Annotated in this window: 24 protein-coding genes; 10 read left to right on the forward strand and 14 right to left on the reverse strand. The window is 64.4% G+C overall.

What is annotated here, in order from left to right; genetic code table 11:
• Positions 1-213: 213 nt before the first annotated feature.
• From BFD71_RS22095 to BFD71_RS41530, 7 genes are all read right to left on the reverse strand, one after another.
• Positions 214-2,292 (reverse strand): NAD(P)/FAD-dependent oxidoreductase, encoded by a 2,079-nt coding sequence (locus tag BFD71_RS22095; RefSeq protein ID WP_069266447.1) that lies wholly within the window; start codon positions 2,290-2,292, stop codon positions 214-216.
• Between the two features lie 52 nt (positions 2,293-2,344).
• Positions 2,345-2,986: a DUF1109 domain-containing protein gene (locus BFD71_RS22100; RefSeq protein ID WP_069266448.1), complete on the reverse strand. Its 642-nt coding sequence runs from the start codon at positions 2,984-2,986 to the stop codon at positions 2,345-2,347.
• Positions 2,983-3,486, reverse strand: coding sequence for a DoxX family protein (locus BFD71_RS22105; protein ID WP_083245397.1), 504 nt, complete (start codon positions 3,484-3,486; stop codon positions 2,983-2,985). The genes BFD71_RS22100 and BFD71_RS22105 overlap by 4 nt, the downstream gene beginning before the upstream one ends.
• Positions 3,487-3,491: 5 nt before the next feature.
• Positions 3,492-4,271, reverse strand: a complete 780-nt coding sequence (locus tag BFD71_RS22110) for an HvfC/BufC N-terminal domain-containing protein (protein WP_069266449.1) — start codon at positions 4,269-4,271, stop codon at positions 3,492-3,494.
• Positions 4,261-5,190 carry an MNIO family bufferin maturase gene (bufB, locus tag BFD71_RS22115; RefSeq protein ID WP_141710771.1) on the reverse strand — a complete coding sequence of 310 codons (930 nt, stop codon included), beginning with the start codon at positions 5,188-5,190 and terminating at the stop codon, positions 4,261-4,263. The genes BFD71_RS22110 and bufB overlap by 11 nt, the downstream gene beginning before the upstream one ends.
• A 43-nt stretch (positions 5,191-5,233) precedes the next feature.
• Positions 5,234-5,545, reverse strand: coding sequence for a BufA1 family periplasmic bufferin-type metallophore (locus BFD71_RS22120; protein ID WP_069266451.1), 312 nt, complete (start codon positions 5,543-5,545; stop codon positions 5,234-5,236).
• Between the two features lie 340 nt (positions 5,546-5,885).
• A complete protein-coding gene (locus BFD71_RS41530) occupies positions 5,886-6,038 on the reverse strand; it encodes a hypothetical protein (protein ID WP_176732932.1) in 153 nt (50 codons plus the stop codon).
• On the opposite strand from BFD71_RS41530, the gene BFD71_RS22125 reads away from it, so the two are divergent.
• Both BFD71_RS22125 and BFD71_RS22130 read left to right on the forward strand, forming a co-directional pair.
• Positions 6,037-7,233, forward strand: coding sequence for an NnrS family protein (locus BFD71_RS22125; protein ID WP_069266452.1), 1,197 nt, complete (start codon positions 6,037-6,039; stop codon positions 7,231-7,233). The genes BFD71_RS41530 and BFD71_RS22125 overlap by 2 nt on opposite strands.
• Before the next feature lie 97 nt (positions 7,234-7,330).
• Entirely contained in the window at positions 7,331-7,855 is a 525-nt protein-coding gene (locus BFD71_RS22130; protein WP_069266453.1) for a GlcG/HbpS family heme-binding protein, read from the forward strand.
• Positions 7,856-7,882: 27 nt separating this feature from the next.
• Here BFD71_RS22130 and BFD71_RS22135 read toward each other — a convergent pair whose 3' ends face one another.
• Positions 7,883-8,521 carry a FadR/GntR family transcriptional regulator gene (locus BFD71_RS22135; protein ID WP_370684302.1) on the reverse strand — a complete coding sequence of 213 codons (639 nt, stop codon included), beginning with the start codon at positions 8,519-8,521 and terminating at the stop codon, positions 7,883-7,885.
• 235 nt (positions 8,522-8,756) lie between these two features.
• Between BFD71_RS22135 and BFD71_RS22140 the strand changes: the two genes are divergently transcribed.
• Genes BFD71_RS22140 through BFD71_RS22155 form a run of 4 tightly spaced genes read left to right on the forward strand, consistent with a single transcriptional unit; the run spans position 8,757 to position 13,879 of the window.
• Positions 8,757-10,541 (forward strand): gamma-glutamyltransferase family protein, encoded by a 1,785-nt coding sequence (locus tag BFD71_RS22140; protein WP_069266455.1) that lies wholly within the window; start codon positions 8,757-8,759, stop codon positions 10,539-10,541.
• A 33-nt stretch (positions 10,542-10,574) separates the two neighbouring features.
• Positions 10,575-11,987, forward strand: coding sequence for an MFS transporter (locus BFD71_RS22145; RefSeq protein WP_069266456.1), 1,413 nt, complete (start codon positions 10,575-10,577; stop codon positions 11,985-11,987).
• A 30-nt stretch (positions 11,988-12,017) separates the two neighbouring features.
• Complete coding sequence (locus BFD71_RS22150; RefSeq protein WP_069266457.1) at positions 12,018-12,569, forward strand: GAF domain-containing protein; 552 nt, start codon at positions 12,018-12,020, stop codon at positions 12,567-12,569.
• Between the two features lie 17 nt (positions 12,570-12,586).
• On the forward strand, positions 12,587-13,879 hold the full coding sequence (locus BFD71_RS22155; protein ID WP_069266543.1) for an MFS transporter: 1,293 nt from the start codon (positions 12,587-12,589) through the stop codon (positions 13,877-13,879).
• Between the two features lie 151 nt (positions 13,880-14,030).
• Here the strand turns inward: BFD71_RS22155 and BFD71_RS22160 are convergent, their stop codons facing one another.
• The 3 genes from BFD71_RS22160 to BFD71_RS22170 are packed head-to-tail and all read right to left on the reverse strand — an operon-like array spanning position 14,031 to position 15,998.
• Positions 14,031-14,540 carry a DUF1697 domain-containing protein gene (locus tag BFD71_RS22160; protein WP_069266458.1) on the reverse strand — a complete coding sequence of 170 codons (510 nt, stop codon included), beginning with the start codon at positions 14,538-14,540 and terminating at the stop codon, positions 14,031-14,033.
• Between the two features lie 23 nt (positions 14,541-14,563).
• Positions 14,564-15,307 (reverse strand): Pr6Pr family membrane protein, encoded by a 744-nt coding sequence (locus tag BFD71_RS22165; RefSeq protein ID WP_083245406.1) that lies wholly within the window; start codon positions 15,305-15,307, stop codon positions 14,564-14,566.
• Between the two features lie 58 nt (positions 15,308-15,365).
• Positions 15,366-15,998, reverse strand: coding sequence for a TetR/AcrR family transcriptional regulator (locus BFD71_RS22170; protein ID WP_069266459.1), 633 nt, complete (start codon positions 15,996-15,998; stop codon positions 15,366-15,368).
• A 264-nt stretch (positions 15,999-16,262) separates the two neighbouring features.
• Between BFD71_RS22170 and BFD71_RS22175 the strand changes: the two genes are divergently transcribed.
• Positions 16,263-16,574, forward strand: a complete 312-nt coding sequence (locus tag BFD71_RS22175; RefSeq protein WP_069266460.1) for a hypothetical protein — start codon at positions 16,263-16,265, stop codon at positions 16,572-16,574.
• A 175-nt stretch (positions 16,575-16,749) separates the two neighbouring features.
• Here BFD71_RS22175 and BFD71_RS22180 read toward each other — a convergent pair whose 3' ends face one another.
• The 3 genes from BFD71_RS22180 to BFD71_RS22190 form a co-directional block, all read right to left on the reverse strand.
• A complete protein-coding gene (locus tag BFD71_RS22180; protein WP_176732936.1) occupies positions 16,750-17,259 on the reverse strand; it encodes a hypothetical protein in 510 nt (169 codons plus the stop codon).
• A 217-nt stretch (positions 17,260-17,476) separates the two neighbouring features.
• Entirely contained in the window at positions 17,477-17,878 is a 402-nt protein-coding gene (locus BFD71_RS22185) for an SRPBCC family protein (protein WP_069266462.1), read from the reverse strand.
• A gap of 113 nt (positions 17,879-17,991) precedes the next feature.
• Positions 17,992-19,080 (reverse strand): DMT family transporter, encoded by a 1,089-nt coding sequence (locus tag BFD71_RS22190; protein ID WP_069266463.1) that lies wholly within the window; start codon positions 19,078-19,080, stop codon positions 17,992-17,994.
• 298 nt (positions 19,081-19,378) lie between these two features.
• Between BFD71_RS22190 and BFD71_RS22195 the strand changes: the two genes are divergently transcribed.
• The 3 genes from BFD71_RS22195 (at position 19,379) to BFD71_RS22205 (ending at position 22,618) form a co-directional block, all read left to right on the forward strand.
• On the forward strand, positions 19,379-20,317 hold the full coding sequence (locus BFD71_RS22195; RefSeq protein ID WP_069266464.1) for a D-ribose ABC transporter substrate-binding protein: 939 nt from the start codon (positions 19,379-19,381) through the stop codon (positions 20,315-20,317).
• A gap of 82 nt (positions 20,318-20,399) precedes the next feature.
• Positions 20,400-21,059, forward strand: coding sequence for a DUF2291 family protein (locus BFD71_RS22200; RefSeq protein ID WP_069266465.1), 660 nt, complete (start codon positions 20,400-20,402; stop codon positions 21,057-21,059).
• A complete protein-coding gene (locus tag BFD71_RS22205) occupies positions 21,056-22,618 on the forward strand; it encodes a sugar ABC transporter ATP-binding protein (protein WP_069266466.1) in 1,563 nt (520 codons plus the stop codon). Before BFD71_RS22200 ends, BFD71_RS22205 begins: the two co-directional genes overlap by 4 nt.
• Positions 22,619-22,664: the final 46 nt, after the last annotated feature.

Below are 22,664 nucleotides of genomic sequence, written 5' to 3' on the forward strand. Positions count from 1 at the left end.
CGGTAGCTCAGGGCAGGAGGCCGGAGCACAGTAGCGCATCTCCATCGAATGACCGGACTCGGGAGCGCTCCGGTCGTTCGAAGCTGCATGGTGGGTGTCTCTTGATGGCCGCCTACGGCCTAACCCATATGCTGCCCGCAAGCCACCCTCAACCGTCACTCGACCCAGTGACGCTTTGATTGCCAGTTGCCCGAGGTGGGCGCACAGCGGATATCAACTCGACGGTCTGTCGGAAGCCGGTTCGGTAATGAGTCGCGTGCTGCGTCGGTAGGTGACATAGGCCCAGAGCCAATCCAGCATGACCTTCACCCTGTTCGGCCCTCCGGTGAGAAACGCGATATGTGCGGCGCCCCAGAACCACCACGCTGGCGCACCCCAAATGCGGATGGGGCCGATTTCTGCCACCGCAGCCTGACGCCCGATCGTTGCCAGGCTGCCGAAATGCTTGTATCGAAACGGCGGAGGCGGACGGCGACCCGCAAGCTGTGCGTCGATCACGCGCGCTGCATATCTTCCCTGCTGTTTGGCGGCAGGCGCCAACCCCGGCACCGCTGCTCCGTTCCAGCCCAGACTCGCAGCGGCGTCGCCAATCGCATAGATGCCTTCTGCGGCCGGAACGGAGAGATCGTCGTTCACCTTGATTCGTCCGGACGCGTCCTCTGGCTGGTTTAGCCATCTGGCGACCGGAGACGCTGCCACTCCGGCAGCCCACAAGATGGTTCGGGATGCAATGCGATCCTTGCCGAGGTCGGCGCCCTCCTGATCGACGCCCAGCACCCTGGTATCGAGGTAGATCGTGACCCCCAGCTTGCGAAGGGAACGTTCCGCGGCGGCAGACAGGGAAGGCGGGAACGTCGGCAGAACGCGAGGGCCGGCATGGACCAGAATGACGCGCGAGGTCGACGGATCGATCGTGCGATATTCCTGATCCATCCCGTGGTGCGCCAGTTCCGCGATGGCGCCGGCCAGCTCGATGCCCGTCGGTCCTCCGCCGACGATGATGAACGTCAGCCACGCGGCACGGGCTGCTTCGTCGGCGGCCGTTTCCGCTTCTTCAAATGCCCGCAGCAGACGGCTCCTGATCGAGGTCGCGTCCTCGATGCTCTTGAGCCCGGGCGCGTAAGGCGCCCAGTGATCGTTGCCGAAGTAACTGTGACGCGCGCCGGTCGCGAGTACGAGATAGTCGAATTTGAGGCTGGCTGCGCCGATCAGCACTTCGCGGGCGGCGGTGTCGATGCCTGTGACGCTTCCCAGACGGACCTGGACATTTCGCTGGCCACGAAAGAGGCTCCGGATCGGCGTCGCGATTTCGCCGGGCGACAACGCTGCTGTCGCGATCTGATAGAGCAGCGGTTGAAACAGATGATGATTCCGCTGGTCGATGAGGGTGATCCGGCAGCGCGAATTGCGCAGGCCGCGAACGGTCTCGATCCCGCCAAAGCCGCCGCCGACCACCACGACATGCGGACACTCGTCCAGCGTGCCTTCTTCTTTGTCCGGGCGGTCGAGCACCCAGCGGGCGAGCCAATGATCCACCGAGATGGCGCCGGGCCCCGTGGCGACAAACATAAGCAGCAGGAGAAGCATGGCCAGCCGGTCGTCCATGGACATGGCGATGCCAGCGAGTGGAACCATGGCGGCATAGATGAACATCGCCGGCCGCGTCAAGCAGCCGAAGGCGATGCAGAATGCGAGCAGCGCAGCGACCCATGAGGGGTAGGCGAACAGTGCCGCCAGACCTTGATGGGCAGCGTGCCCGAAAAGGGTAGGCGTCAATGCGGAGGCGAGACTGAGCGACGCCGCTATGCCTGCGCGCGAGACGAGCAGGAGCACAGGTGACACATACCGCTCGATCAGCCCATAGCATTTGCTGACCTGTCGGGCCGGCCCAAGTGGCGCCCACGCCAGGCCTCGCGCCAACATCTCGTCGAGGGAGAATGTTCCCGGACCCAGCACGACCAGCCAGGCGAGCAAAACAAGCGTTGTGCCGTCCGGGCCGAGGGCGATCGATCCGTAGCCGCCAACGAGCAACGCAAGCGCGATGGGCCGGGTCAGCAGGCCAGCAGTGAGCAGGAGCGGCACGATACCGTGCAGCGCTGCCTCCACGCTGGACGGCGCATGCAATCCGGCGGCGGTTGAGCCGCTGTGATTGCCTTGCGCCATGGTCATGATCTGATGCACGAGCACGACCTGCCCAAACCAGACGCGAGTGGCAAGAAGCAGCCAAGGCATGCAAAGCGCACGTAGTTTGGGCGCGAAGCGGACCAGCGGTTTGAAGGCGTTCCAGAACATACGGCACCCTTTCGAACGAACCATCACGGCGCATGCGGCGTCGACGCGAATCTCACCAGCGCAGACAATGCGGCGCGACGGCCGCGCCGACTGCAGTCGTGATGACGATGGCGAGCACGTACCAGACTCCCCAGAACGGGACCGCCATCTCCGAGCAATAGAGCGAGTAGACGAGCAAGCCCTGCGCGCCTGCCAGCAGACCCGCGCCTGCGCCGGCCAGGGCGAGGCGCGTCGGCGCGAGCTGCTTCATCGCGCGCAATATCGCAGCGAGCGAGGGCAGCGAGAGCAGCACGACGTTCGCCGTCGCCGTGCGCCATGTCGTGCCGAGCATCAACTCGAGCCGGTAGCCCGGCGGCGTCGCCAGCAGAACGCTGCCGGCGGCGAGCAGCATGGAGGCCACCGGCAGCGCCGCCGCGAGCCCCGCGAGCCTGAGGTGCGCGCCGGGGCGGCCCAGCCGCTCGGCGAGCGCCACGGCCGCGGCGATGATCGCGAGCGGGAACGCGAGGCGCACCCAGAACATCGTCGTGAGGATCAGCTCGGGCATGTCGCTGCGCACGCCGTACAGCGCAACCAGCAGGGCCGCGCTACCGGCGAGGCCGTGCAGCAGTGCGCGCGTGAGCCGCCTTGGGCCGGCGTTGCGCTCGATGGGCGACACGTCGCTCGCGAGCCGGGTGACCAGCTCTCGCGTTTTCATGACCGGTACGCGCGATCTCCGAGCAGGTAGTCGATCGATATCACGCCGGGGCCCCAGGCGGCGATGCCGAGCGCCATGGCGGCCCACGTGATGTGGATCGGCCAGCCGTCCGGCACCGTCAACTCGATGATGCAGGTCATCAGCAGCAATCCTGCGGCCGCGAAGCGCGTGCCGAACCCGAGCACGAGCAGCACCGGGAAACCGACCTCGCCGCACGCGGAGAGGAACGCGAAGAGGGCCGGCGCGGGAAACGGATACGGACCGCCGGGCAGATGGAGCTTGAATTCGTCGGTGAAGAGATCGATGGCCGTGTCGTTGAGCTGCAGGAACCCGTGCCACTTGAGGATGCCCGATTTCCAGAAAGGCACGGCAAGCGCAATGCGCAGCACGAGTTGCACGAACGACGGTTGTGCGAGCCGTTCGATGAAGCGCCGGGCGCACCCGATCGCGTGCGCGACGTTGCCCGCGAAAGACGGTCTGGAGTCCTGTCGAGTTTGCATGATGGTTACGCTCCTGGTTGAACGGCGGCGAACACGCCCGCCGAAATCATTGCGGCCAGGCTGGCCGGCAGGTCAAAGGCGGCGCTCTCCTCGAAGGCTGCCTGCGCGGCGGCGCCGAGCGGCATGCCCTCGATGAGTGCGAGCAGAAACGCAGCGCCGCCCGCGGGCAGGCGCGAGACAATCACGTCGTAATCGGGCCGCGTGACGAGCGCGTCTTCCGCATCGCTCGAATGCAGCGGGGTGACGGGGCCGGGCGTCCGGTTCATCGCGAAGATCGCGGCGGCCGGGTAGCGCGAGCGCACGATGCGAGTAGCCGGATGCGGGACAAAGCGAAGTTGCGCTAGCGAATCCGCATCGACGCCCGCGAATGCGTCGGCCGCAAGCGGTGTGGCGTCCCCGGCGTGGTAGGCGTCGAGCCACGCGCGCTCGATGCGTGCCGTATCCGCAAGCCACGGCATGTCACGCGCGTACTCCCAGGTTTCGATGAACGACGGAAAATCGCGTCCGTACTCGAACAGGAGCGGCGAAGCCGGTGGTGTAGCGCGCACGTGACAGCGCGCCATCGCGCGGAAGAACTCGACGCCCGTGATGCGCTGCACGGCGGGATAGATCGCGGCCAGCGCATCGATGAGGCTGACCGTGACGTTGTTGCGATAGACGTTGTAGCGCTTCACGACGCCCTTGCCGTGCGCCGCCACGACACCATTCGGTGCGGCGAGGTCGGGGTTCGTCAGTCCCGGCGCGAAGGCCGTCGCGTAGTCGCTCGCGGATGGCTCAGGCTTCATGGCGGGCACGCTCCTTGAGGTATGTGTCGGACTCCGATGTATTGTTGAGAAAAAATTCGGAAGCGATGCGCCGGGCCGCCAATGCTTGTGCGCGCAGTTCGGGCCACGCAGGCAACTGGCTGTCCCATTCCACCAGTGTCGGTATGGGCCCGGTGCGTGCGATCACGTCGCGGTAGAGCGCCCAGACCGGATCGGCGACGGCGCGGTCGTGGCTGTCGATGAGCAGTGGCGCATGCTCGTCGTCGTGCTGCTCGCTGTAGCCGGCCAGGTGAATCTCGCCGACGTATTCGAGAGGAAAGTCCGCGAGGTACGCGTGTGCCGGAAAACCGTGATTGGTCGCTGAAACGAAAACGTTGTTGACGTCGAGCAGCAGCCCGCAGCCCGTGCGCTGCGCGACCGCACGGATGAATTCCGTTTCGCTCATCGTCGACGAGGCGAATGCCACGTAAGTCGACGGATTCTCGAGCAGCATCGGACGTCCAATGGCTGCCTGCATCTGATCGATGTGATCGCAGACCTTATCGAGTGTCGCCTTCGTGTAAGGCAGTGGCAGCAGATCGTTGAAGAACGTGCCGCCGTGCGAAGACCACGCGAGGTGTTCGGAAACGAGTGCGGGTTCGTAGCGCGCGACCAACTCGCCAAAGCGCGCGAGATGGCCGGCGTCGAGCCGGTCCGGTCCGCCGATCGACATGCACACGCCATGCAGCGAGACTGGATAGCGCTCGCGGATCGCGCTCAATGCGCGGTGCGGCGGACCGCCTGCGCCCATATAGTTCTCGGCGTGCACCTCGAAGAAGCCGTCCTGCAGACCGTCTTCGAGAATCGCCGCGAGATGCTCATGCTTGTAGCTCGTGCCTGCTAGCGCAGCCGCGCCGGGCGCCATGCGAAGGGGACGGCCGGACCGCGCCGCTGATTGCATGGGAGTGCTCATGACCGTCCCCTCTCTTTCGTGGTCGTAGCGATCAGGACTTGATCGGCGTGAGCGAGCCGTGGCCACCGCCTGGCACGACGATGCTCGCGCAGGTGCCACCCTGAACGAACTTCCACGAGTTGCCCTGGAAGTCGACCGTCGAGGTTCCCTGACAGGTCGTGCCGGGACCGGCGGCGCAGTCGTTTTGCCCCTTCAGCGCGACGCCGAAGCACTTCTCCTTGTGCGCGGCGACGGCGGCGTTCATCTCTTCCTTCGTGAGCGGTGCGGCATGTGCGACTGAAGCCAGCAGGCTGGCAACGGCGCCTGCAAGCAGGGCGGAACTAACAGTGGTCTTTGCGGACATTGACGTTCTCCAGTGATTGAGATTTGAGGTATCCGTCGCGGATACACCAGCTAATTCGCGCGATGCAGTGGGCCGGTTACAGCGATCGATTTATTTTTGCGCGAAGCTTCGAAGGAGGGGGAGAGCAAAACCCTTTCAAGCTCTGCCAAGCTTTATCGCGCAAAAAAAAGCACTTCAGCTTGTAACCGGGATGCGCAATCGCCGAATCGGGTGGGATGACCTGATCCCGGTCGACGTTTTAGGGCGAAGGCGTTCAGCGAGTAACAAAAATGGGAGACGACCATCCAGGCTGTCTTTGAGGAGGGAATGGGGCGCGACATTACACCGCTCTTTCAGTTTTTCATGTCGATTGTCCACGCCCGACGCCGGTTTTCGGGTTTTTTCGCAGACTTTTCAATTGCTTTTGTGCCGCACCATTCAATTTCCCAGCGGCAATTCTCAGCCAGTCCATATAAGATGCATTGAAAATGAATGTATTGGCGAGAGCGATCATGACCGTTTTTCGAATCGAAGAACCCACCCCCGCGGCCCGCGGCGGTTTCGCGCTGTGGGCGCTCGGCTTCCGGCCGTTCTACCTTGGCGGCGCGCTCTTTGGCGGCGCGGCGCTGCTGGCCTGGATGGCCGCGTATGCCGGCCATCCGTTGCCGGGTCTCAGTTCCTACCTGCCGGGCATGTTCTGGCACGCGCACGAGATGATTTTCGGCTTCGGCGCGGCGATCGTGGCGGGTTTTCTGCTGACCGCGGTGCGCGCGTGGACGTCGATCACGCCGGCGCAGGGCAAGTCGCTGGCGGCGCTGTGGCTGTTGTGGCTCGCGGGGCGCATCACGGTTGCTTACGCACCGTCAGGCGTCGCCGCCGTGGTCGACAGCCTCTTTCTCCCCGCATGCGCGCTCGTGCTGCTGCGCGTGCTCATCGGCGCCAGGAACAGCCACAACATCTTCTTGCCGGTCGCGCTCGGCATGCTCGCCGCGCTGAATGTGGCGTTCCATCTTTCGATGCTGGCGGGCCGCGCGGACTGGGCGCTGCACAGCGCGTATCTCGCCGTGGGCATGCTGGTGCTGTTCATCACGATCATCGGCGGGCGCATCATCCCGTCGTTCACGGCCAACGCCGTGCCCGGCTACGCGGCACAGCGCTGGAACGCGGTCGAGCGCGCGGTGATGCCGCTCAGCGCGCTGGCGTTCGTGCTCGACGCCGCGCTCGGCTCCGGCGTGCTCGTTGCGATCGCCGCGCTCGCGGCGGCGTGCGCACAAGGTACGCGAATCTGGGGTTGGCGTTCGTGGCGCGTCGGCAACCGGCCGATCCTGACTATCCTGCACATCGCCTATGCATGGATCCCCGTCGGCTTTGTGCTGCTCGCGCTCGCAGCAATGGGTTCGGTCGCGCATACGCTCGCCATTCACGCGTTCACGGTGGGCGCTATCGGCTGCGCGATCATGGCGATGATCACACGCACGGCGCGCGGACACACGGGTCGCAAACTGATGGCGGGCGGCTTCGATATCGCCTGTTATGTGTTGCTCGTGCTTGCCGCGCTGATTCGCGTGGCGGGACCCTCGCTCGCGCCGCAGTGGCTCGCGTTCTGGATCGAAGCGTCGGGTGCGTGCTGGGTCGTTGCGTTCGCAGCCTATTGTTATCGCTACGCAGGCTGGCTGGTGGCGCCGCGTGTCGATGGTAAGGAGGGCTGATTCATCGGCCTTGCACAAGGCGTATCGCGCGAGTATGTTGACTGGCAAGGGCTGCACGCGCGTAACGCCTTGGCCCGCCGATGAAGGAGGGTGTGCAATGCATCACTCTGTTCAGATCGCAGGCGCGGCCTGTCTCGTCTTTGTAACCTCTGTGCAGGCTCAAACGTCAGCTTCCGCACCGCCAGCGGCTGCCGTGCCCGAGCGCATGCCTTACGACATTCCTTACGGTTCGCCTATCGGGCTTGATGCGGCGAAGCATCTGCTTGCGCTTGCTGAAGCCGAGGCGCGCAGGCACGACTGGAAAATGAACATCGCCGTGGTCGATCCGCATGGCGATCTCGTTGCCTTCGAGCGTATGGATGGCGCGCAATACGCCTCTGTCGAGGTTTCGCAGAACAAGGCGCGCACGTCCGCACGCTTTCGCCGCGAGACCCGCGTTTTCTATAACCAGTTCGAGAGCGGTCATGCCTACGTTGCCACGCTCGTGCCGGACCTCGTGGCTTCGCCCGGCGGCTTTCCGCTCGTCGAGGACGGCAAGGTGATCGGCGCGATCGGCTGCAGCGGCGGCACGGGCGAACAGGATGCCGTCACGTGCAAGGCGGCGGCTTCCACCGTGAAGTAAGCGCGCGGAACGCCGTAGCTTCTTCCGTCAATGCGGCGAGCCGTACCCCTGGACCTTCAGCAGATGCTCGCGCATGCAACGCGCGGCGGTTTCGCCGTCGCGCGCGAGAATTGCCTCGACGATGGCCTGGTGCTGCTGTGCGAAATGATGGCGCGTGGCCTGATCCGTGGTCTTTTCACGTTGGGTCGGCTTGACCCGCATGCCGTTGATCACTTCCATCAGGGCAATGATCGCGGGATTGCGCGAGGCCTGTGCGATCAGCAGATGAAAGCGCTGGTCCCATAGTTGCCACTCCTCATCGTTTTTTGCCGTCGCGTTCCGTTTCGCGCACTTCTCCAGTTCAGCCAGATCCTCGGGCGTGGCCTTGGCGGCGGCAAGCCCAGCTAACGCCGGCTCGAACATGAGGCGCATCTCCGCGATGTCGACCGGGCTCGTACGCGAGCGCAGGCCGCGCAGCGTGGGCGCGAACTTCAGCGGCCGCGCGCCCAGATACGTGCCGCGGCCCACGCCGCGCCAGATCCGGCCCGATGCCTCCAGCGAGGCGAGCGCCGTGCGCAGTTCGCGGCGGCTCACGCCGAGGTCCTCGGCGAGCTTGCGTTCGGGAGGCAACGCGTCGCCGTCTTTCAAGCGGTGCTGTGCGATGTAGGCAAGCAGACTGTCGAGCACGGACCTTTCCATGATGTAGCGTGAACCAATATGAATTGGTTTGATTCTATCAGTTGTGCTGCGCCGCGCAACCGTGCGCTCGTCAAATCGACGTAATCCACGGTACTCCGTAGATTTACAGGGTTAACACGGGGTGCAGCCAAAAATCTTCCTTCGTATGCTGATCGTGAAAGGTTTTGGAACCAATCTGGAAAGGTTCGACTACGGGCCGAACCTTTCACACAGGGAGTGGAAGATGTCGTTTACAACGCGTCCGGAGCTGATCGGGACCTTCGGGATGGTGGCGTCCACGCATTGGCTCGCCAGCGCGTCGGCGATGGCGGTGCTCGAGAAGGGCGGTAACGCGTTCGATGCGGCTGCTGCTGCCGGCTTCGTGCTGCAGATCGTCGAGCCGCATCTCAACGGCCCCGGCGGCGAGTTGCCCGTCGTGTTCTACAGCGCAAGGCAAGACCGTGTGCGCGTGCTGTGCGGCCAGGGAGTGACGCCGGCGACCATGACGATCGAACGCATGCGCGCGCTCGGGCTCGAAGTCGTGCCGGGCACCGGCCTGCTGCCCGCCGTGGTGCCCGGCGCGTTCGGCGCATGGATGATGATGCTGCGCGACTACGGGCAACTGCCGCTCGAAGACGTGCTGAGCTACGCGATCGGCTACGCGGAGAACGGCTATCCGGTGCTGCCGCGCATGTGCGCGTCGATTCTCGCGATCAAGGACTTTTTCCTCAGCGAATGGACGACCTCCGCCGAGCAATGGCTGCGCGACGGCGACGCCCCCGCTCCAAACGCGTTGTTCGCCAATCCCGCCATTGCCGCCACGTACCGCCGCATCCTGCGGGAGGCGAGCGCGAAAAGCGACCGCGCGGAGCAGTGCGAACTCGCGCGCTCGGCGTTCTACCGCGGCTTCGTGGCCGACGCGATCGACCAGTATTTCCGCTCGACCGACGTGCTCGACACCTCCGGTCTTCGCAATCGCGGCCTGCTCGATGCGGACGATCTCGCACGCTGGGAGCCCACCTACGAGGAAGCGCTCTCGTACGACTACGCGGGCCTGCGCGTGCACAAGACAGGACCGTGGGGCCAGGGGCCGATGTTCCTGCAACAACTCGCGCTGCTCAAGGGCTTCGATCTGGACGCGATGGATCCGTTCGGTGCGGATTTCGTGCACACGGTCATCGAAACGTCGAAGCTCGCGTTTGCCGACCGCGACGTGTTCTATGGCGACCCGCACTTTGCCGACGTGCCGATGCAAACGCTGCTGAGCGACGCGTACAACGACGCGCGCCGCCGTCTCGTCGATCCGCACAAGGCCTCGTTCGAATTCCGCCCCGGGCCGCTTCTCGACAGCGAAGCGCGCGCGGCGCGCATCCTCGCCAACGCAGGGCGCCAGCAGCCGGGCGGCTTCGGGCAGGGCGAGCCGACGTTCGCACCGCTGCCCGAATTGCGCGGCGATACCGTTCATCTCGACGTGGTCGATCGCTGGGGCAACATGGTCTCGGCCACGCCGTCGGGCGGCTGGCTGCAGGCGTCGCCCGCGGTCCCCGGCCTCGGTTTCAACATCACCACGCGCGCGCAGATGTTCTGGATGGAAGAGGGCTTGCCTTCGTCGCTCGGGCCGGGCCGGCGTCCACGCACGACACTCTCGCCCACGCTCGTCACGCGCGAAGGCGAGCCCTATGCGGCGTTCGGCACGCCGGGCGGCGATCAGCAGGATCAATGGTCGATGCAGTTGTTCTTGAGGCACGTGCATGCGGGGATGAACCTGCAGGCCGCCGTGGATGCCCCCTCGTTCCAGACCGCGCATTTCCCCGGCTCGTTTTATCCGCGCTCGATGCAGCTCGGCAAGATGTCGGCCGAGTCGCGCTTTCCCGAAGCCACGCTCGCCGAATTGCGCGCGCGCGGCCACGATCTCACGGTGGCCGAGCCATGGGGGCTCGGGCGCGTGTGCGCGGTGGGCGTGCGCAACGGACTCATGCGCGGCGCGGCCACGCCGCGCCAGATGCAGGCCTATGCGATCGGCCGCTGAACACGCGCCACGCTCAACCGGAACCGACTCACCATGTCCACCGTCGCCGCCCGACTCGAACGACTGCCGCTCGCTGGCTTCCATCGCAAACTGCTGTTGATCGGCGGGCTCGGCTATATGTTCGACGGGCTGGACTCTTCGTCGCTCGCCTTTTTGCTGCCGGTCGTGAGCAAGCTATGGCATTTGACGAGCGCCGAAACGGGACTCGTCGCCAGCAGCACGTATATCGGCTATTTTTTCGGCGCGTTTCTCTCGGGCGTGCTGGCCGACGTAATTGGCCGCCGCCGCATCATGATGAGCGCGCTAGCCATCTACTGCGCCGCATCCATGGCGAGCGCGACGGCGCACGACTGGCATACGTTTTTCGCCCTGCGCATGCTCGCGGGGTTTGGTTCGGGCGCAGAAACGGTCGTCATCGCACCGTTCCTCGCGGAATTCGTGCCGCGACGCTATCGCGGCATGTTCTGCGGCGCGCTCGTCGGATTCATGTCGTTCGGATATCTAAGCTCGTCGATTCTTGGCTATACCGTCGTGCGCAATTTCGCGGACGGCTGGCGCTATCTCGCCGTGCTGACCTCGCTGCCGGTCGTGATGCTGCTCTGGTGGCGCAGGACGTTGCCAGAGTCGCCGCGCTGGCTCGAAAGCCGCGGACGCTCCGCCGAAGCCGACAGCATCGTGCGGGCGATCGAGTCGCGCTACGAGCAGGAGGGCATTGCGCTGGCGCCGCTCGGCTCGGTGGGCGCGATTCCCGCCGCCGCGCAGGGCAGCGGCAGTGCGCTGCAAAACGTGTTGACACTGTTTTCGCGCCGGCTCGTGGGCACGACGGCGGTGAGCTGGCTGATGTGGTTCTCCGTGGCCTTCGCGTATTACTCGTTCTTCTCGTGGATTCCTAGCCTGCTCGTCAAAGAAGGCCTAACGCTCACCAGGAGCTTCGGCTATTCGATTGCCATCTACGGTGCGCAGATTCCCGGCTATTTCTCGGCGGCGTGGCTCAATGAGCGGATCGGGCGCAAGGGCGTCGTGGCCTCCTACATGACGCTTGGCGGGCTCGCCGCGATTGCGCTGGCTTTCTCGCATACGGGCGTGCAGATCACGGTGGCGGGCGTGTGCCTCTCGTTCTTCATGAATGGCGCATTTGCGGGCGTCTATGCCTATACGCCGGAGGTATTCCCGACGGCCGTACGCACGACCGGCACGGGATCTTCGTCTTCGTTCGGTCGCATCGGCTCGGTAAGCGCGCCCATTCTGGTGGGTCTCGTGTATCCGGCGTTCGGCTTCTTCGGCGTGTTCGCCATGACGACCGCCGTGCTGCTGGCGGGCGCTTGCGTCGTGTTTTTCCTCGGCATCGAAACCCGCAATCGCTCGCTCGAAGACATCGAGGCGAGCGGCGCGCAGGCGGAGTTCCATGCGCACAAGCCGCTTGCCCGCGACGGGCTGCGAGGCTGAGCGCGCGCCACTCTCACTCTCGTACGCCCCATGCAAACGCCCCTTTCCCTCGCGAACGAACCCTACGCGCTCCAACGCGAACTTGCCGCGCTCGCGCGCCTTTCGCACGTCATTCGCCAGCCCGGGCAACCGGACGCGATTTTCCGCGAAGTGTGCGCCGTCGCCGCCGAAGCCATCGGCTTTCGCCTCTTCACGATCATGGCCTACGACGCCAGGAACCAGGAGGTGGAGCGCATGTTCACGAACATGCCCGACGTCTACCCGCCGGGCGGACGCAAGCGGAAAAGCGGCACGCCCTGGGCGCGGCGCATTCTTTCGGATCTCGAACCGTTTCGCGCCACGACGCCAGAGGGCCTGCGCGAAGCCTTCGACGATCACGCGGTAATGACGGCGATGGGGCTAGGCTCGATACTGAACATACCGGTTGCCTATGACGGCCGCTGCGTCGGGACGATGAACCTCACGCACGTGGAGGGCTGGTACACCGCGCAACACGAAGAAACGGGCCTGCTGCTCGGCGCGTTTCTCGCGCCTGCGCTCGTCGCACATGGCATGTCTTTTGCGGCCCATGCAAGTCTCTGAACGCAGGACCCTTGTCGATGAACACAACGACATCCACCGGAACCGCCAATCGCTGGCTACTCGTCTTCGCGCTCGGCTATCTCGCGCTGCTGGTCGACGGTGCCGACGTCATGATGTACGGCCTCACGCTCTCGCGTATCAAGAGTGAATTCGGCTTGACCAATGTCGAGGCGGGTGCGCTCGGCAGCCTGACGCTGCTCGGCATGGCGATTGGCGGCATTCTTGGCGGCTGGGCGAGCGACTCGCTCGGGCGCGTGCGCGTGGTGGTCTGGGCGATGGTGCTGTTCTCGGTGGGCGCGGGGCTGCTCGGTTTCACGCACAGCTTCCTGGAATTCGCGGTCGTACGCTTCTTCAGCTCGATGGGCATTGGCTGCATGGTGCTGGTGAGTACGCTCGTGGCCGAATACGTACCCATGGCGCGACGCTCGCTGATACTCGGCGTGCTCCAAACGGCGATTTCCGCAGGCTATATCACAGTGATCGCGCTCAGCACGTGGATCCTGCCGCATTACGGCTGGCGCACGTTGTTTTATGTGGCGGCGGCGCCCGTGCTGCTCGCGTTGGCGATTCACTTCTTCGTGCCCGAGCCGCCGAGCTGGCGCATGAGCGAGGCCGCGGCTCGCCCGAGCGGCCGCCGCTGGCACGACAACCGCTACGCGTTGATTTTCGCGGACCGCGAGGCACGCAGGATGTTCATTTTCTGGTCGCTCGCTTCCGTGTTTGCGCTTTCAGGGTTCTATGGCTTGAACAACTGGTTGCCCACGTATCTGGAAAGCGAATTGCACATCAAATTCAGCTCGATGACGGGGTACATGACCGCGACGTGGGTCGTGGCGTTCATCGGCAAGATCGTGGCGGGCTGGCTAGGTGACATCTGGAGCCGGCGCGGCGTGTATGTGCTGGGCTGTATCGGTGCTGCCGTCTTTCTTCCCGTGATCGTGCTGTTCCATACCCGCGAGAACATTGCGTGGCTGATGCTCGTATTCGGTTTTCTCTACGGCGTGCCGCTGGGCACGATCGGGACGTTCATGTCGGAGAGCTTCGAAACGCGCATTCGGGGCACGGCGGTGGGCGGTTCGTATAACGTGGGACGCTTCTGTTCGGGCGCGGCGCCTATTGTGATCGGCTATATCGCTACGCAGTTTTCGATCGGCATGGGTTTTCTTGTGGTCGGCGCGGTGTTTTTCCTGAGCGGCGTGATGGCGCTGTTCATTCCGGACCGCCTGCACGATACGAGCGAAGGCGATCCGGCGCAGGCGAGTGGGGAGGCTCGGCAGGGGACGTTGACGCCGGCGACTGGAAAAGGGTGACGCGTAGTGGGACACACATTGTATCGACTGCGATGCGTCGCTGCATTTACGCTACGCTAACACGGGCCTGAAAAAACTCCGCTCGTAACTCACGATACAACGCTCTTTTGGTCGTTGAAGTAGGGGCTTGGGCCGTGCTTAAAAGGGCAGCCTACGCTTGCGCCATCTCCAGAAGCTTCGCCACGGTATTCATGTTGCGCGCGGTTCCGGCCTTCGCCGCAGCGATCCTGAGCTTCGAGCGCCCGATACCGTCCTTGTAAAACACGTAGATCTCGCGCTCGCCCAGCTGGAATTCTTCCGCCTGCTGACCGCTTACGTTGTCGAACGCGTCCGAGGGCGGCGGCGTGTCGAGAAAGATCGCGACAGTGCGATCAGGCGCGCCAGCGGGAAAGGGGTTGTCATGCAATACGGCGGCCAATTCGGCAGCCGTACGCACCACCACGCCGACGGGTTTGCCTGCATAAGCCTCGAGGCTCTGCTCGAGCTTCTTTTTCACCGATGCTTCGGCCAGCCGGCTCTCGAACACCACGTTGCCGCTCGCGATATAGGTACGCACTTGCGCGAACCCGAGCGCTTCGCACATGCCGCGAAGTTCGGGCATGGGAAGCTTGCCGGTTCCGCCGACATTCACGGCGCGTAGCAGGGCGATATAGACGGGCATGGGTTCGATCGGGAAGCCAGGAGTTAGTCAGGGCGCTGCAAGTCGGTGACGGCGAGGGCCTCGTTTGCGACGACGGCAGGGCGCCTGCGTGCGTTGATCGTCACGAAGACCGTCATCAGCACCATGAAGGCGGCAAGCAGCAAGGCGCTGTTGACGAGCACATGTGCATAGCCGAGCTGAGCGACGTCGATGAATGGATAGGGGTAGAAGTCAGTCTCGCTGCCGCGCCAGAAGGTGACGGCAAGGTAGCCCAGCGGATAGACGAGCCAGGCGAGGCGGTCGCGAGCAGTCAGGGTGAAGCGCGGCACGAACAGGAGCCAATACGCGGCGCATAGCAGCGGGATCAGGCTATGCAGGCTCTCGTTGAGCAGCGCGCGATAACCGTGTGGCGTCCAGAGATGCCGCAGCAGCAGATTATAAGCAATGCCAACGAAGACGATATACACCGTAACCGCGCTCACGCTGCCCGGAGCGCGGAGCAAGCGTGCCGGCCACGTGCGCACGCGCAGTGCGATGCAGGTGAAGGTGAGCGCAACGAGCAGCACCGTGAGATTGGTGAGGTAGGCCGAAAGCCTGCCGATGGCCTCGAACGTGTCGAAACCGCGCAGCACCATGCGCTGGATCGTAATGTCGGTTTGTGCGGCGAGCGCCCCCCACGCGAGCAGCGCGATCACAGCCGCCAATGCGGTGGCATAGGGGCCTGGGGGCTGCGCCGTGTCGGCAAGCGGCACGGCAGCCGCGCGTGCGGGTAGCGGTGGTTCGGACATGCAGCGATGGTAGCGCACAAAGATCATGCGCGCCTGAAGCCGCTTTTCCCGGTGGCGGCTATTTGCCGTCGGCGCGCTGCGCAGCCGCAACGAGATACAGGCGCACGAGATCGCGCAGTTCGGCCATCAGCACGGCGCGCGCCGATGGCTCTTCGTTGGCGATGCTGGCGACGCCCTTGAGCATGTGAATCAGCACGATCGCCATGACTTTTGCCTTGGCCGGCTTCAGATGCGCGATCGCGCGGCTCAGGATGTCGGCAACGCCGCCGCGCATCGCTTCGCGAAAGCGCCTGCGATGGTCGTCGCTGCCGCTGCGGGCGTCGACGAGTGCAACGGCAAAGCTGCGTTGCGATTGCAACAGCAGCATGAAATCGACGAGCGCATCGGCGACGGCCGCGAGCGTCATCTCCGGAACCTGTTGCTCCAGTTCGGCGAGTCCGTTCTTCGCCTGTTGGGCGTAACGCAGCAACAGTGCTTCGGCCAGCGCCTCCTTGGTCGGGAAGAAGCGGTACAGCGAACCGATCGCCGTCGACGCGCGCGCCGCAATTTCGGTCATGGTGGCGGCGTCGTAACCCTTCTCCGTGAAAACGGCGACAGCGGCGTCCTGGATCGCGGCCACGCGCTGGCGGCCCCTTTCGCGTTTGGGCTCGATGCCGCGAGCGGCTTGCGCAACGGGTGTGGATGACGTCATGGCGTTATCTTCAAATGCGAGGATATGAGAGGAATTCCTCGCATATTAGCACGCAGGGATGCCTTTGTCGGCCGGACGCAAGAACACGCGTAAATGAGGGTGTGTCTCGACTGCTCGCCGGTCAATTGACTTATGAGAGGCTACCCACTACCATGATTTGCGAGGCTGTCCTCGCATTTCGGCGCGGCGGCGATCGCCGCCGTTGCCGCCCGCCGTTGCCGCCATCACGCTGCCCCTTCCCGTTTGAACGTTCGAGGTTATGACATGCCGTACGTGTGGCTCTTTTTCGCTGGCGCGTTCTTTTGCAACGCGATTCCACATCTGGCTTCCGGCCTGCAGGGGCTGCCTTTTCCCACGCCCTTCGCCCGTCCCCGAGGGCGGGGCGACTCGTCGCCCATCGTGAACGTGGTTTGGGGCTTCGTGAATATCGCGATCGCAATCGCGCTGGGCGCTGGACGTCTCGAGCAACCTGCAACGCGCGAGGACGTCGCGGCGCTGCTCGCGGGCGCGCTCGTCATCGGGCTTTTTCTTGCGTTCCATTTCGGCGCGGTTCATCGGGAGAAGCGCGCCGATTGAGGTCGAAACAGGCCGCGGCAAGATCGTGAAAAAAGCAGTTGCGCAGATTAGGGGAAAACCCTATACTTAACCCGTCTCCTCCATGTCTCCTCCTGATATGGATTCAGCCCGCTCTCTCAGCGGGCTTTTTCTTTTCTGGCGCCAATTCGCTCAGGCCGCCAGCCATCCTCGCCAGTCATTCCTTTACGAACACAAATTCGCATTTGCGTGCGGTCGTGCGCGAGCCGCTGCCTGAAGTCGCGTCGAACTGCGCGCTGACCTCATACGAATAGGGCGCTCGATTGTTGGCGTGCGGCGATGTGGCAGTCAGGCCCTGGGCGACGAGTGTGGCAGAACCGTCCGGTTCGAGCTTGCCGTCCAGCGTGAGCCAGCCACTCGCGTCCCGTTCGCCGTGTTCTCCGTGGAGGACGTTTTGCTGGATTTCGACGGGGAATTGATATCGGTAAGCCGGTGTGTCGCCGGCGCCCTTGGGGCACGTGAGCGTCACGTTCCAGTCGCCGTCGAAGGTGCCGGCGGCGTGTGCCGCGGGCGTTCCAGCAAGGCCCGCGCAGACGGCGATGCAGCGCACGGCCAACGTTAATTTACCTACCCGCATTGCGGCTCCCGGTGTCGACTCATCTGGCACTATTCCGACCGCAATTGGCGTGCCGGTATGGGCGCCGTCGCACAGTGTGTTTCGCGGCAACTCGGCGCCTGGGTTGCCTTTTGTCAGTCCGGCTGCGCCTCATTTGCGCAACTAACTGTCGAGCCCGGCAACCGCAATCGAATTTGGCCCGCGCGCCCGCAAAAGAATCCGACCATTGCCATGACCGATACCGGCCTCCAGGACGCGCGGCGCAGAAGCGCGGGCGGGCGTGCTGCGTCTTTTCAGACAGTAGACGACTTCCGCCCGGCCGCCACCCTCAACTCCGGGCCAGATTGCGCTGGAGCGCCGCGCAGCCCGCATCCGTGAGCGGCTCGACCATCTGGATCCGCTCGTCGGGCTTGAAGTCGCTGATCCAGACCACGCGGCAACGTTGGGGCGAATCGGATGAGTCCGGCATCACCTGAAGCGTCGCGTGATGATGCTCGAAGCGTCCGCCGCACACGGTGTAGGCGAGGCGCATGCGGGCATCGTCGACGCCGATCACGCGTTCCTCGATCACGGTGCCGTCGACGAACGTCACCCATCGCACGTCGTTTTCCATGCGCGCATTGGTCAGCACGCCGGCGAACACGCGGTCGACGGTGGCGGGATCGCGCAGCGCGGCCCAGACATCTTGCGCCGAGGCTTCAACGGGAACGTCCCGGTAGACAGTAGCCATCGCACTTGTCTCCTTCGTTTTGTGTGACGAGTGCATCGTGCGCGTGCCACGCGCGGCGGTCCTGGGAAATCTTGACGTCGTTTGCGAGGGAAGCACCGCGACGCGTGCCGCCCTCAATGCGCGTGCCGATGGTGCACGTCGGGATAGTGCGCGTGACTATGCGTGATCGGCGCGTGACGGTGCGCATGCGTGTGCGGCTCCGAGCCGTCCCACGCGAAATCGTGCTCGTGCTGATGGTGTTCGTCATGCCGGTGCGCGTGGGTGTGCTCGAGGGGTTCGTGCGTATGCGGGTGGTCGTGACGTTCGCGCACGTGCAGCCATACGCCGAACGCCATCAACGCGAGCGCGAGCCAGAAGGCGAGCGCCGGGCGCTCCGGCCACAGCAGCAGTGACAGCGCCACGCCGAAGAGCGGCGCCACGGAGAAATAGGCGCCGGTGCGCGCCGTGCCGAGATGGCGCAGCGAGACGACGAAGAGCACGAGGCTCACGCCATAGCCCGCGAAACCCACAGCCATGGCGCCGCTGACCGCCGGCCAGGCGGGCCAGTGCGCGCCCGCGGCGAGCGCAATGCCGATATTCACCGGCCCGGCCACGAGCCCCTTGGTGCAGGCCACGACCATCGCGTCGTTGGTGGAGACCTTGCGGGTGAGGTTGTTGTCGATGGCCCAGCACAGGCACGCGAGCGCGACGAGCAGCGCGCCGGGCGCGATGCCGGACACGGCGCCGGCATGCGCGCCGGGCCACGAGAGCAGCACGCCGCCCGCCACGATCGCCAGCATGCCTAGCGCGATCTGCGCGTCGAAGTTTTCGCGAAAACAGACCCAGGCGATGAGCGCCGTCAGCACGCCTTCGAGGTTCAGCAGCAGCGCGCTCGTGGCGGCGGGCGTGGTGTTCAGGCCGAGCATGAGCAGGGCGGGCGCCGCCACGCCGCCCGCGGCAATCGCACCGGCAAGCCATGGCAATTCGGCCAGGCGCAGCGGGTTCTGTGCGGGCTCCTGCGTGGCGGCTGAGTGGCTGCGGCGCGCCGACAAGCGGCGTAACACCAGGACGGCTGCGAGCCCCGAGCCGCTGCCGAGATAGAAGAGTCCCGCGAGCATGAACGGCGACACGCTGCCGAGCAGCGCCTTGGCGAGCGGGGTGGTGATGCCGAACAGGGCGGCCGCGAGGAGCGCCGTGAAGATGGTATGCCGATGGGACTTCATTGCAGGCCGGAAGCGGGAAGTGGAATAAAAAGCGTAGAAGGCGCGCGATGGGCGCGCAAGCGGGCCGCGCGCCGAGCGGGCCCTGGACCCATCAATCTTTAACCTGGGCAGGAGATAAGTGCCGATTCTGCCACTTGTGCGAGATGAGAGAAAACCCTGGATCTAAAAACATAGCGGAGTTCCTGCCTACTGGTATGATGACATCATGATGGCATAAGTGATGAGTGTTGAAAGGCAATCACGACCGTCAGCTGGTTGTAGTCAGACAAAGGCGTTTAACCAGACAGGAGACAGCATCATGAAGGCACCCAGGCGTTGGCTTGCGTCGACGTTGATGTCATTTGCGGTTCTCGGCACGGCGGGCGTCGCGCAAGCGGCCAATCTCATCGCCATCATCACCCCCTCTCACGACAATCCCTTCTTCAAGGCGGAAGCCGACACGGCGAACGCGCGCGCCAAGGCGCTCGGCTACGACACCATCGTGCTGGTCCACGACGACGACGCCAATAAGCAATCACAACTCATCGACACCGCCATCGCCCGCGGGGCGAAGGCGATCATTCTCGACAACGCCGGCTCGGAGGCGTCCATCGCCGCAGTCAAGAAGGCGAAGGACGCAAAAATTCCCGCGTTCCTGATCGATCGTGAAATCAACGCGACTGGCATCGCGATCTCACAGATTGTTTCGAATAACTACCAGGGTGCGCAGCTCGGCGCGCGCGCCTTCGTCAAGGCGATGGGCGAGAAAGGCAACTATGTGGAGCTCGTCGGCCGCGAGGCGGATATTAATGCCGGCATCCGCTCGAAGGGCTATCACGATGTGATCGACCAGTTTTCGAACATGAAGATGGTCGAGCGTCAATCGGCGAACTGGAGTCAGACTGAAGCCTATTCGGTAATGGAATCGATCCTGCAGAGTCACCCCGACATCAAGGGCGTGATAGCCGGCAATGACACCATGGCGATGGGCGCAACAGCCGCGTTGAAAGCTGCGAAGCGCAACGACATCATCGTGGTGGGCTTCGACGGCAGCAATGATGTGCGTGACGCGATCAAGCGTGGCGAGATCCGCGCGACGGTGTTGCAGCCAGCGGCCGAAGCGGCCAACGACGCGGTCGATCAGGCCGACAAGTATCTGAAGACCGGCGCGACGGGCAAGCCCGAAAAGCAGCTCATCAACTGCTCGCTCATCACGAAGACGAACGCTAGCAAGCTCGACATGTTCGCCTTGCGTTAAGGCGCGCATCGGTAGCACAAGCATTGCACGAGCGGGGCGCGGCGCGCTCCGCAACGACATCCGTAACCAGATGGGGTTATGCATGGGAGTGCTTCGGTACGCGGTCATTGCCGTGGTGGCGAGCGGTGCGCTGCACGGCTGCAAGCTGGTGAAGAACAGTGACCTGCAGGGCTCGGGTGGATCGCACGACAACTATGCGTCGGCGGGCTACGACCCGAACGCCATGGTGGCGTCGATGTGGAATGCGAAGATCGTGCCCGACATCGAAAAGCGCGCAGTGGACTATCGGACGCTGCGCGATGCCATCAAGGCGGACCCCGACGCCGCCGGCCACAAGTACGGCTACCGCGGCAAGGACGATGGCGCGCCGTGGAACTTTCCGACCACGCTGCACGGCACGATCGTGGACGTGGACACACAGTCGAGTCAGGGCACCGTGGGCGTGGACGTTGATGGCAGCGGGCAGGCCACCGTGATTGTCGACATCGGTCCGACGGTGCTCGGGACCACGCTGCGCGATTCGCTCGATTTCATTTCGTTCAGCAATTTCCGCAACCAGATCGAGTATGCGCAGTTTGGCACGGCGCTCAATGCGTACGCGGCGAATCACGTCATGAAGCCGCTGCCGCGCAACGATCTCAAAGGCAAGCCGATTACGGTGACGGGTGCGTTCTCGTACGACTCGTCGAGCGACCAGCCGGAGATCGTACCGCTCGCGGTCACGGTCGGGGGCAAGTCATGACCGATGCCAGCAATGCCGACGTAATCCTCCAGGTCGAGGACGTCACCAAGGTCTATCCCGGCACGGTTGCACTGAAGGGTGTGAACTTCTCGGTGCGACGGGGCGCAGTCAATGTGCTCGTGGGCGAGAACGGCGCGGGAAAATCCACGCTCATGAAGATCATCGCGGGCGCGGAGCAGCCGACCAGCGGGAAGCTCGTGCTGGACGGCAAGCCTGTCGCACCGGCTAGCAGCGCAGAGGCGCTGCGCCTCGGCATCGGCATCGTCTTTCAGGAACTCAACCTGTTTCCGAACCTCACGATCGCCGAGAACATCTTCATCGCGCACGAAATCACGCGTGTCGGCATCGATATCGACGCCGACGCACAGCGCGAGAAAGTGCGCGAGTTGCTCGCGCGGCTCGAACTCGACCTCAGCCCCGACACGCTGGTCGAGGATCTGCGCATCGGGCAGCAGCAGCTCGTGGAGATCGCGAAGGCGCTCGCCCACGATGCGCGCGTGCTGATCCTCGACGAACCCACCTCGGCGCTCAGCGCGGCGGAAGTGGCCGTGCTGTTTCGCGTGATTGCGGAGCTGAAGGCGCAGGGCGTGTCGATCGTCTACATCTCGCACCGGCTCGAAGAACTGGTCAGGATCGGCGACTACATCACGGTGCTGCGCGACGGCCTCATCACGGGCCATCAGCCGATGGCGCAGATCGACGTGCCGTGGATCGTGCGGCAAATGGTGGGCCGCGAAACGAAGGACTTTTCGCGCCCCGTCGGCCACACGCGCGGCGCCGAGGTGCTGACGCTGCGCGACGTCACGCTGCCGCGCAAGGGCAGCGGCTTGCTCGTGGATCACGTCTCGCTGTCGCTTCACGCGGGCGAGATCGTCGGCATCTACGGACTGATGGGGGCGGGGCGCTCCGAACTGTTCGAATGCATTCTGGGCGTGCATGCGCACGCAACCGGCAGCGTGGTGCTCGACGGCAAGGCGCTCGACGGCAAGCCGATCGCGGGACGCGTCGTGCAGGGCCTTGCGCTCATTCCAGAGGACCGCAAGGCCGACGCGCTGCTGCCCATCATGTCGATTGCCGAGAACATGACGCTCTCGAGTCTCGCGGCACATGCGCGAGGTTTCCACATCGATCCGCGGCGCGAGCAGCGCTCGGTGCTCGATTACATTCGCAACCTCGCGATCAAGGTCGCCGATTGGCGGCTGCCGGTCAGTTCGCTCTCCGGCGGCAACCAGCAGAAGGTGGTCATCGCGCGTGCGCTGATGACCACGCCAAAAGTGCTGCTGATGGACGAGCCCAGCCGCGGCATCGACGTCGGCGCGAAGGCGGACATTTTCAAGGTCATGCGCGACCTGGCCGGCCGGGGACTGGGCGTGCTGTTCGTGACGTCCGATCTCGAAGAGGTGATGGCCTTGTCCGATCGCATTCTCGTGATGTCGAACGGCCGTGTCACTGCTGAATTCGATGCCGCCGACGCTACGCAGGACGCGCTCGTCGCCGCCTCCGCAGTCGGGCACAGGACGGCGCATGCCACCCATGCTGCGCACGAACAGGCGGCTTGAGCAAGCGCGTTCAACGGTCGTCACGGTTCCAACGTTTAGCCTGCAT

Origin of the sequence: Paraburkholderia nodosa, from assembly GCF_001718195.1 — a bacterium.
Lineage (GTDB): Bacteria > Pseudomonadota > Gammaproteobacteria > Burkholderiales > Burkholderiaceae > Paraburkholderia > Paraburkholderia nodosa_A.

Excerpts from the sequence above, each read along its gene's own strand:
- BFD71_RS22205 (WP_069266466.1), top strand. The coding sequence starts at position 21,056 with ATGACCGATGCCAGCAATGCCGACGTAATCCTCCAGGTCGAGGACGTC.
- BFD71_RS22190 (WP_069266463.1), bottom strand. The coding sequence starts at position 19,080 with ATGAAGTCCCATCGGCATACCATCTTCACGGCGCTCCTCGCGGCCGCC.
- BFD71_RS22175 (WP_069266460.1), top strand. The coding sequence starts at position 16,263 with ATGCCGTACGTGTGGCTCTTTTTCGCTGGCGCGTTCTTTTGCAACGCG.
- BFD71_RS22110 (WP_069266449.1), bottom strand. The coding sequence starts at position 4,271 with ATGAAGCCTGAGCCATCCGCGAGCGACTACGCGACGGCCTTCGCGCCG.
- BFD71_RS22130 (WP_069266453.1), top strand. The coding sequence starts at position 7,331 with ATGCATCACTCTGTTCAGATCGCAGGCGCGGCCTGTCTCGTCTTTGTA.
- BFD71_RS22200 (WP_069266465.1), top strand. The coding sequence starts at position 20,400 with ATGGGAGTGCTTCGGTACGCGGTCATTGCCGTGGTGGCGAGCGGTGCG.
- BFD71_RS22155 (WP_069266543.1), top strand. The coding sequence starts at position 12,587 with ATGAACACAACGACATCCACCGGAACCGCCAATCGCTGGCTACTCGTC.
- BFD71_RS22095 (WP_069266447.1), bottom strand. The coding sequence starts at position 2,292 with ATGTTCTGGAACGCCTTCAAACCGCTGGTCCGCTTCGCGCCCAAACTA.
- BFD71_RS22145 (WP_069266456.1), top strand. The coding sequence starts at position 10,575 with ATGTCCACCGTCGCCGCCCGACTCGAACGACTGCCGCTCGCTGGCTTC.
- bufB (WP_141710771.1), bottom strand. The coding sequence starts at position 5,190 with ATGCAATCAGCGGCGCGGTCCGGCCGTCCCCTTCGCATGGCGCCCGGC.
- BFD71_RS22185 (WP_069266462.1), bottom strand. The coding sequence starts at position 17,878 with ATGGCTACTGTCTACCGGGACGTTCCCGTTGAAGCCTCGGCGCAAGAT.
- BFD71_RS22105 (WP_083245397.1), bottom strand. The coding sequence starts at position 3,486 with ATGCAAACTCGACAGGACTCCAGACCGTCTTTCGCGGGCAACGTCGCG.
- BFD71_RS22150 (WP_069266457.1), top strand. The coding sequence starts at position 12,018 with ATGCAAACGCCCCTTTCCCTCGCGAACGAACCCTACGCGCTCCAACGC.
- BFD71_RS22195 (WP_069266464.1), top strand. The coding sequence starts at position 19,379 with ATGAAGGCACCCAGGCGTTGGCTTGCGTCGACGTTGATGTCATTTGCG.
- BFD71_RS22120 (WP_069266451.1), bottom strand. The coding sequence starts at position 5,545 with ATGTCCGCAAAGACCACTGTTAGTTCCGCCCTGCTTGCAGGCGCCGTT.
- BFD71_RS22100 (WP_069266448.1), bottom strand. The coding sequence starts at position 2,986 with ATGAAAACGCGAGAGCTGGTCACCCGGCTCGCGAGCGACGTGTCGCCC.
- BFD71_RS22125 (WP_069266452.1), top strand. The coding sequence starts at position 6,037 with ATGACCGTTTTTCGAATCGAAGAACCCACCCCCGCGGCCCGCGGCGGT.
- BFD71_RS22170 (WP_069266459.1), bottom strand. The coding sequence starts at position 15,998 with ATGACGTCATCCACACCCGTTGCGCAAGCCGCTCGCGGCATCGAGCCC.
- BFD71_RS22160 (WP_069266458.1), bottom strand. The coding sequence starts at position 14,540 with ATGCCCGTCTATATCGCCCTGCTACGCGCCGTGAATGTCGGCGGAACC.
- BFD71_RS22140 (WP_069266455.1), top strand. The coding sequence starts at position 8,757 with ATGTCGTTTACAACGCGTCCGGAGCTGATCGGGACCTTCGGGATGGTG.
- BFD71_RS41530 (WP_176732932.1), bottom strand. The coding sequence starts at position 6,038 with ATGATCGCTCTCGCCAATACATTCATTTTCAATGCATCTTATATGGAC.
- BFD71_RS22165 (WP_083245406.1), bottom strand. The coding sequence starts at position 15,307 with ATGTCCGAACCACCGCTACCCGCACGCGCGGCTGCCGTGCCGCTTGCC.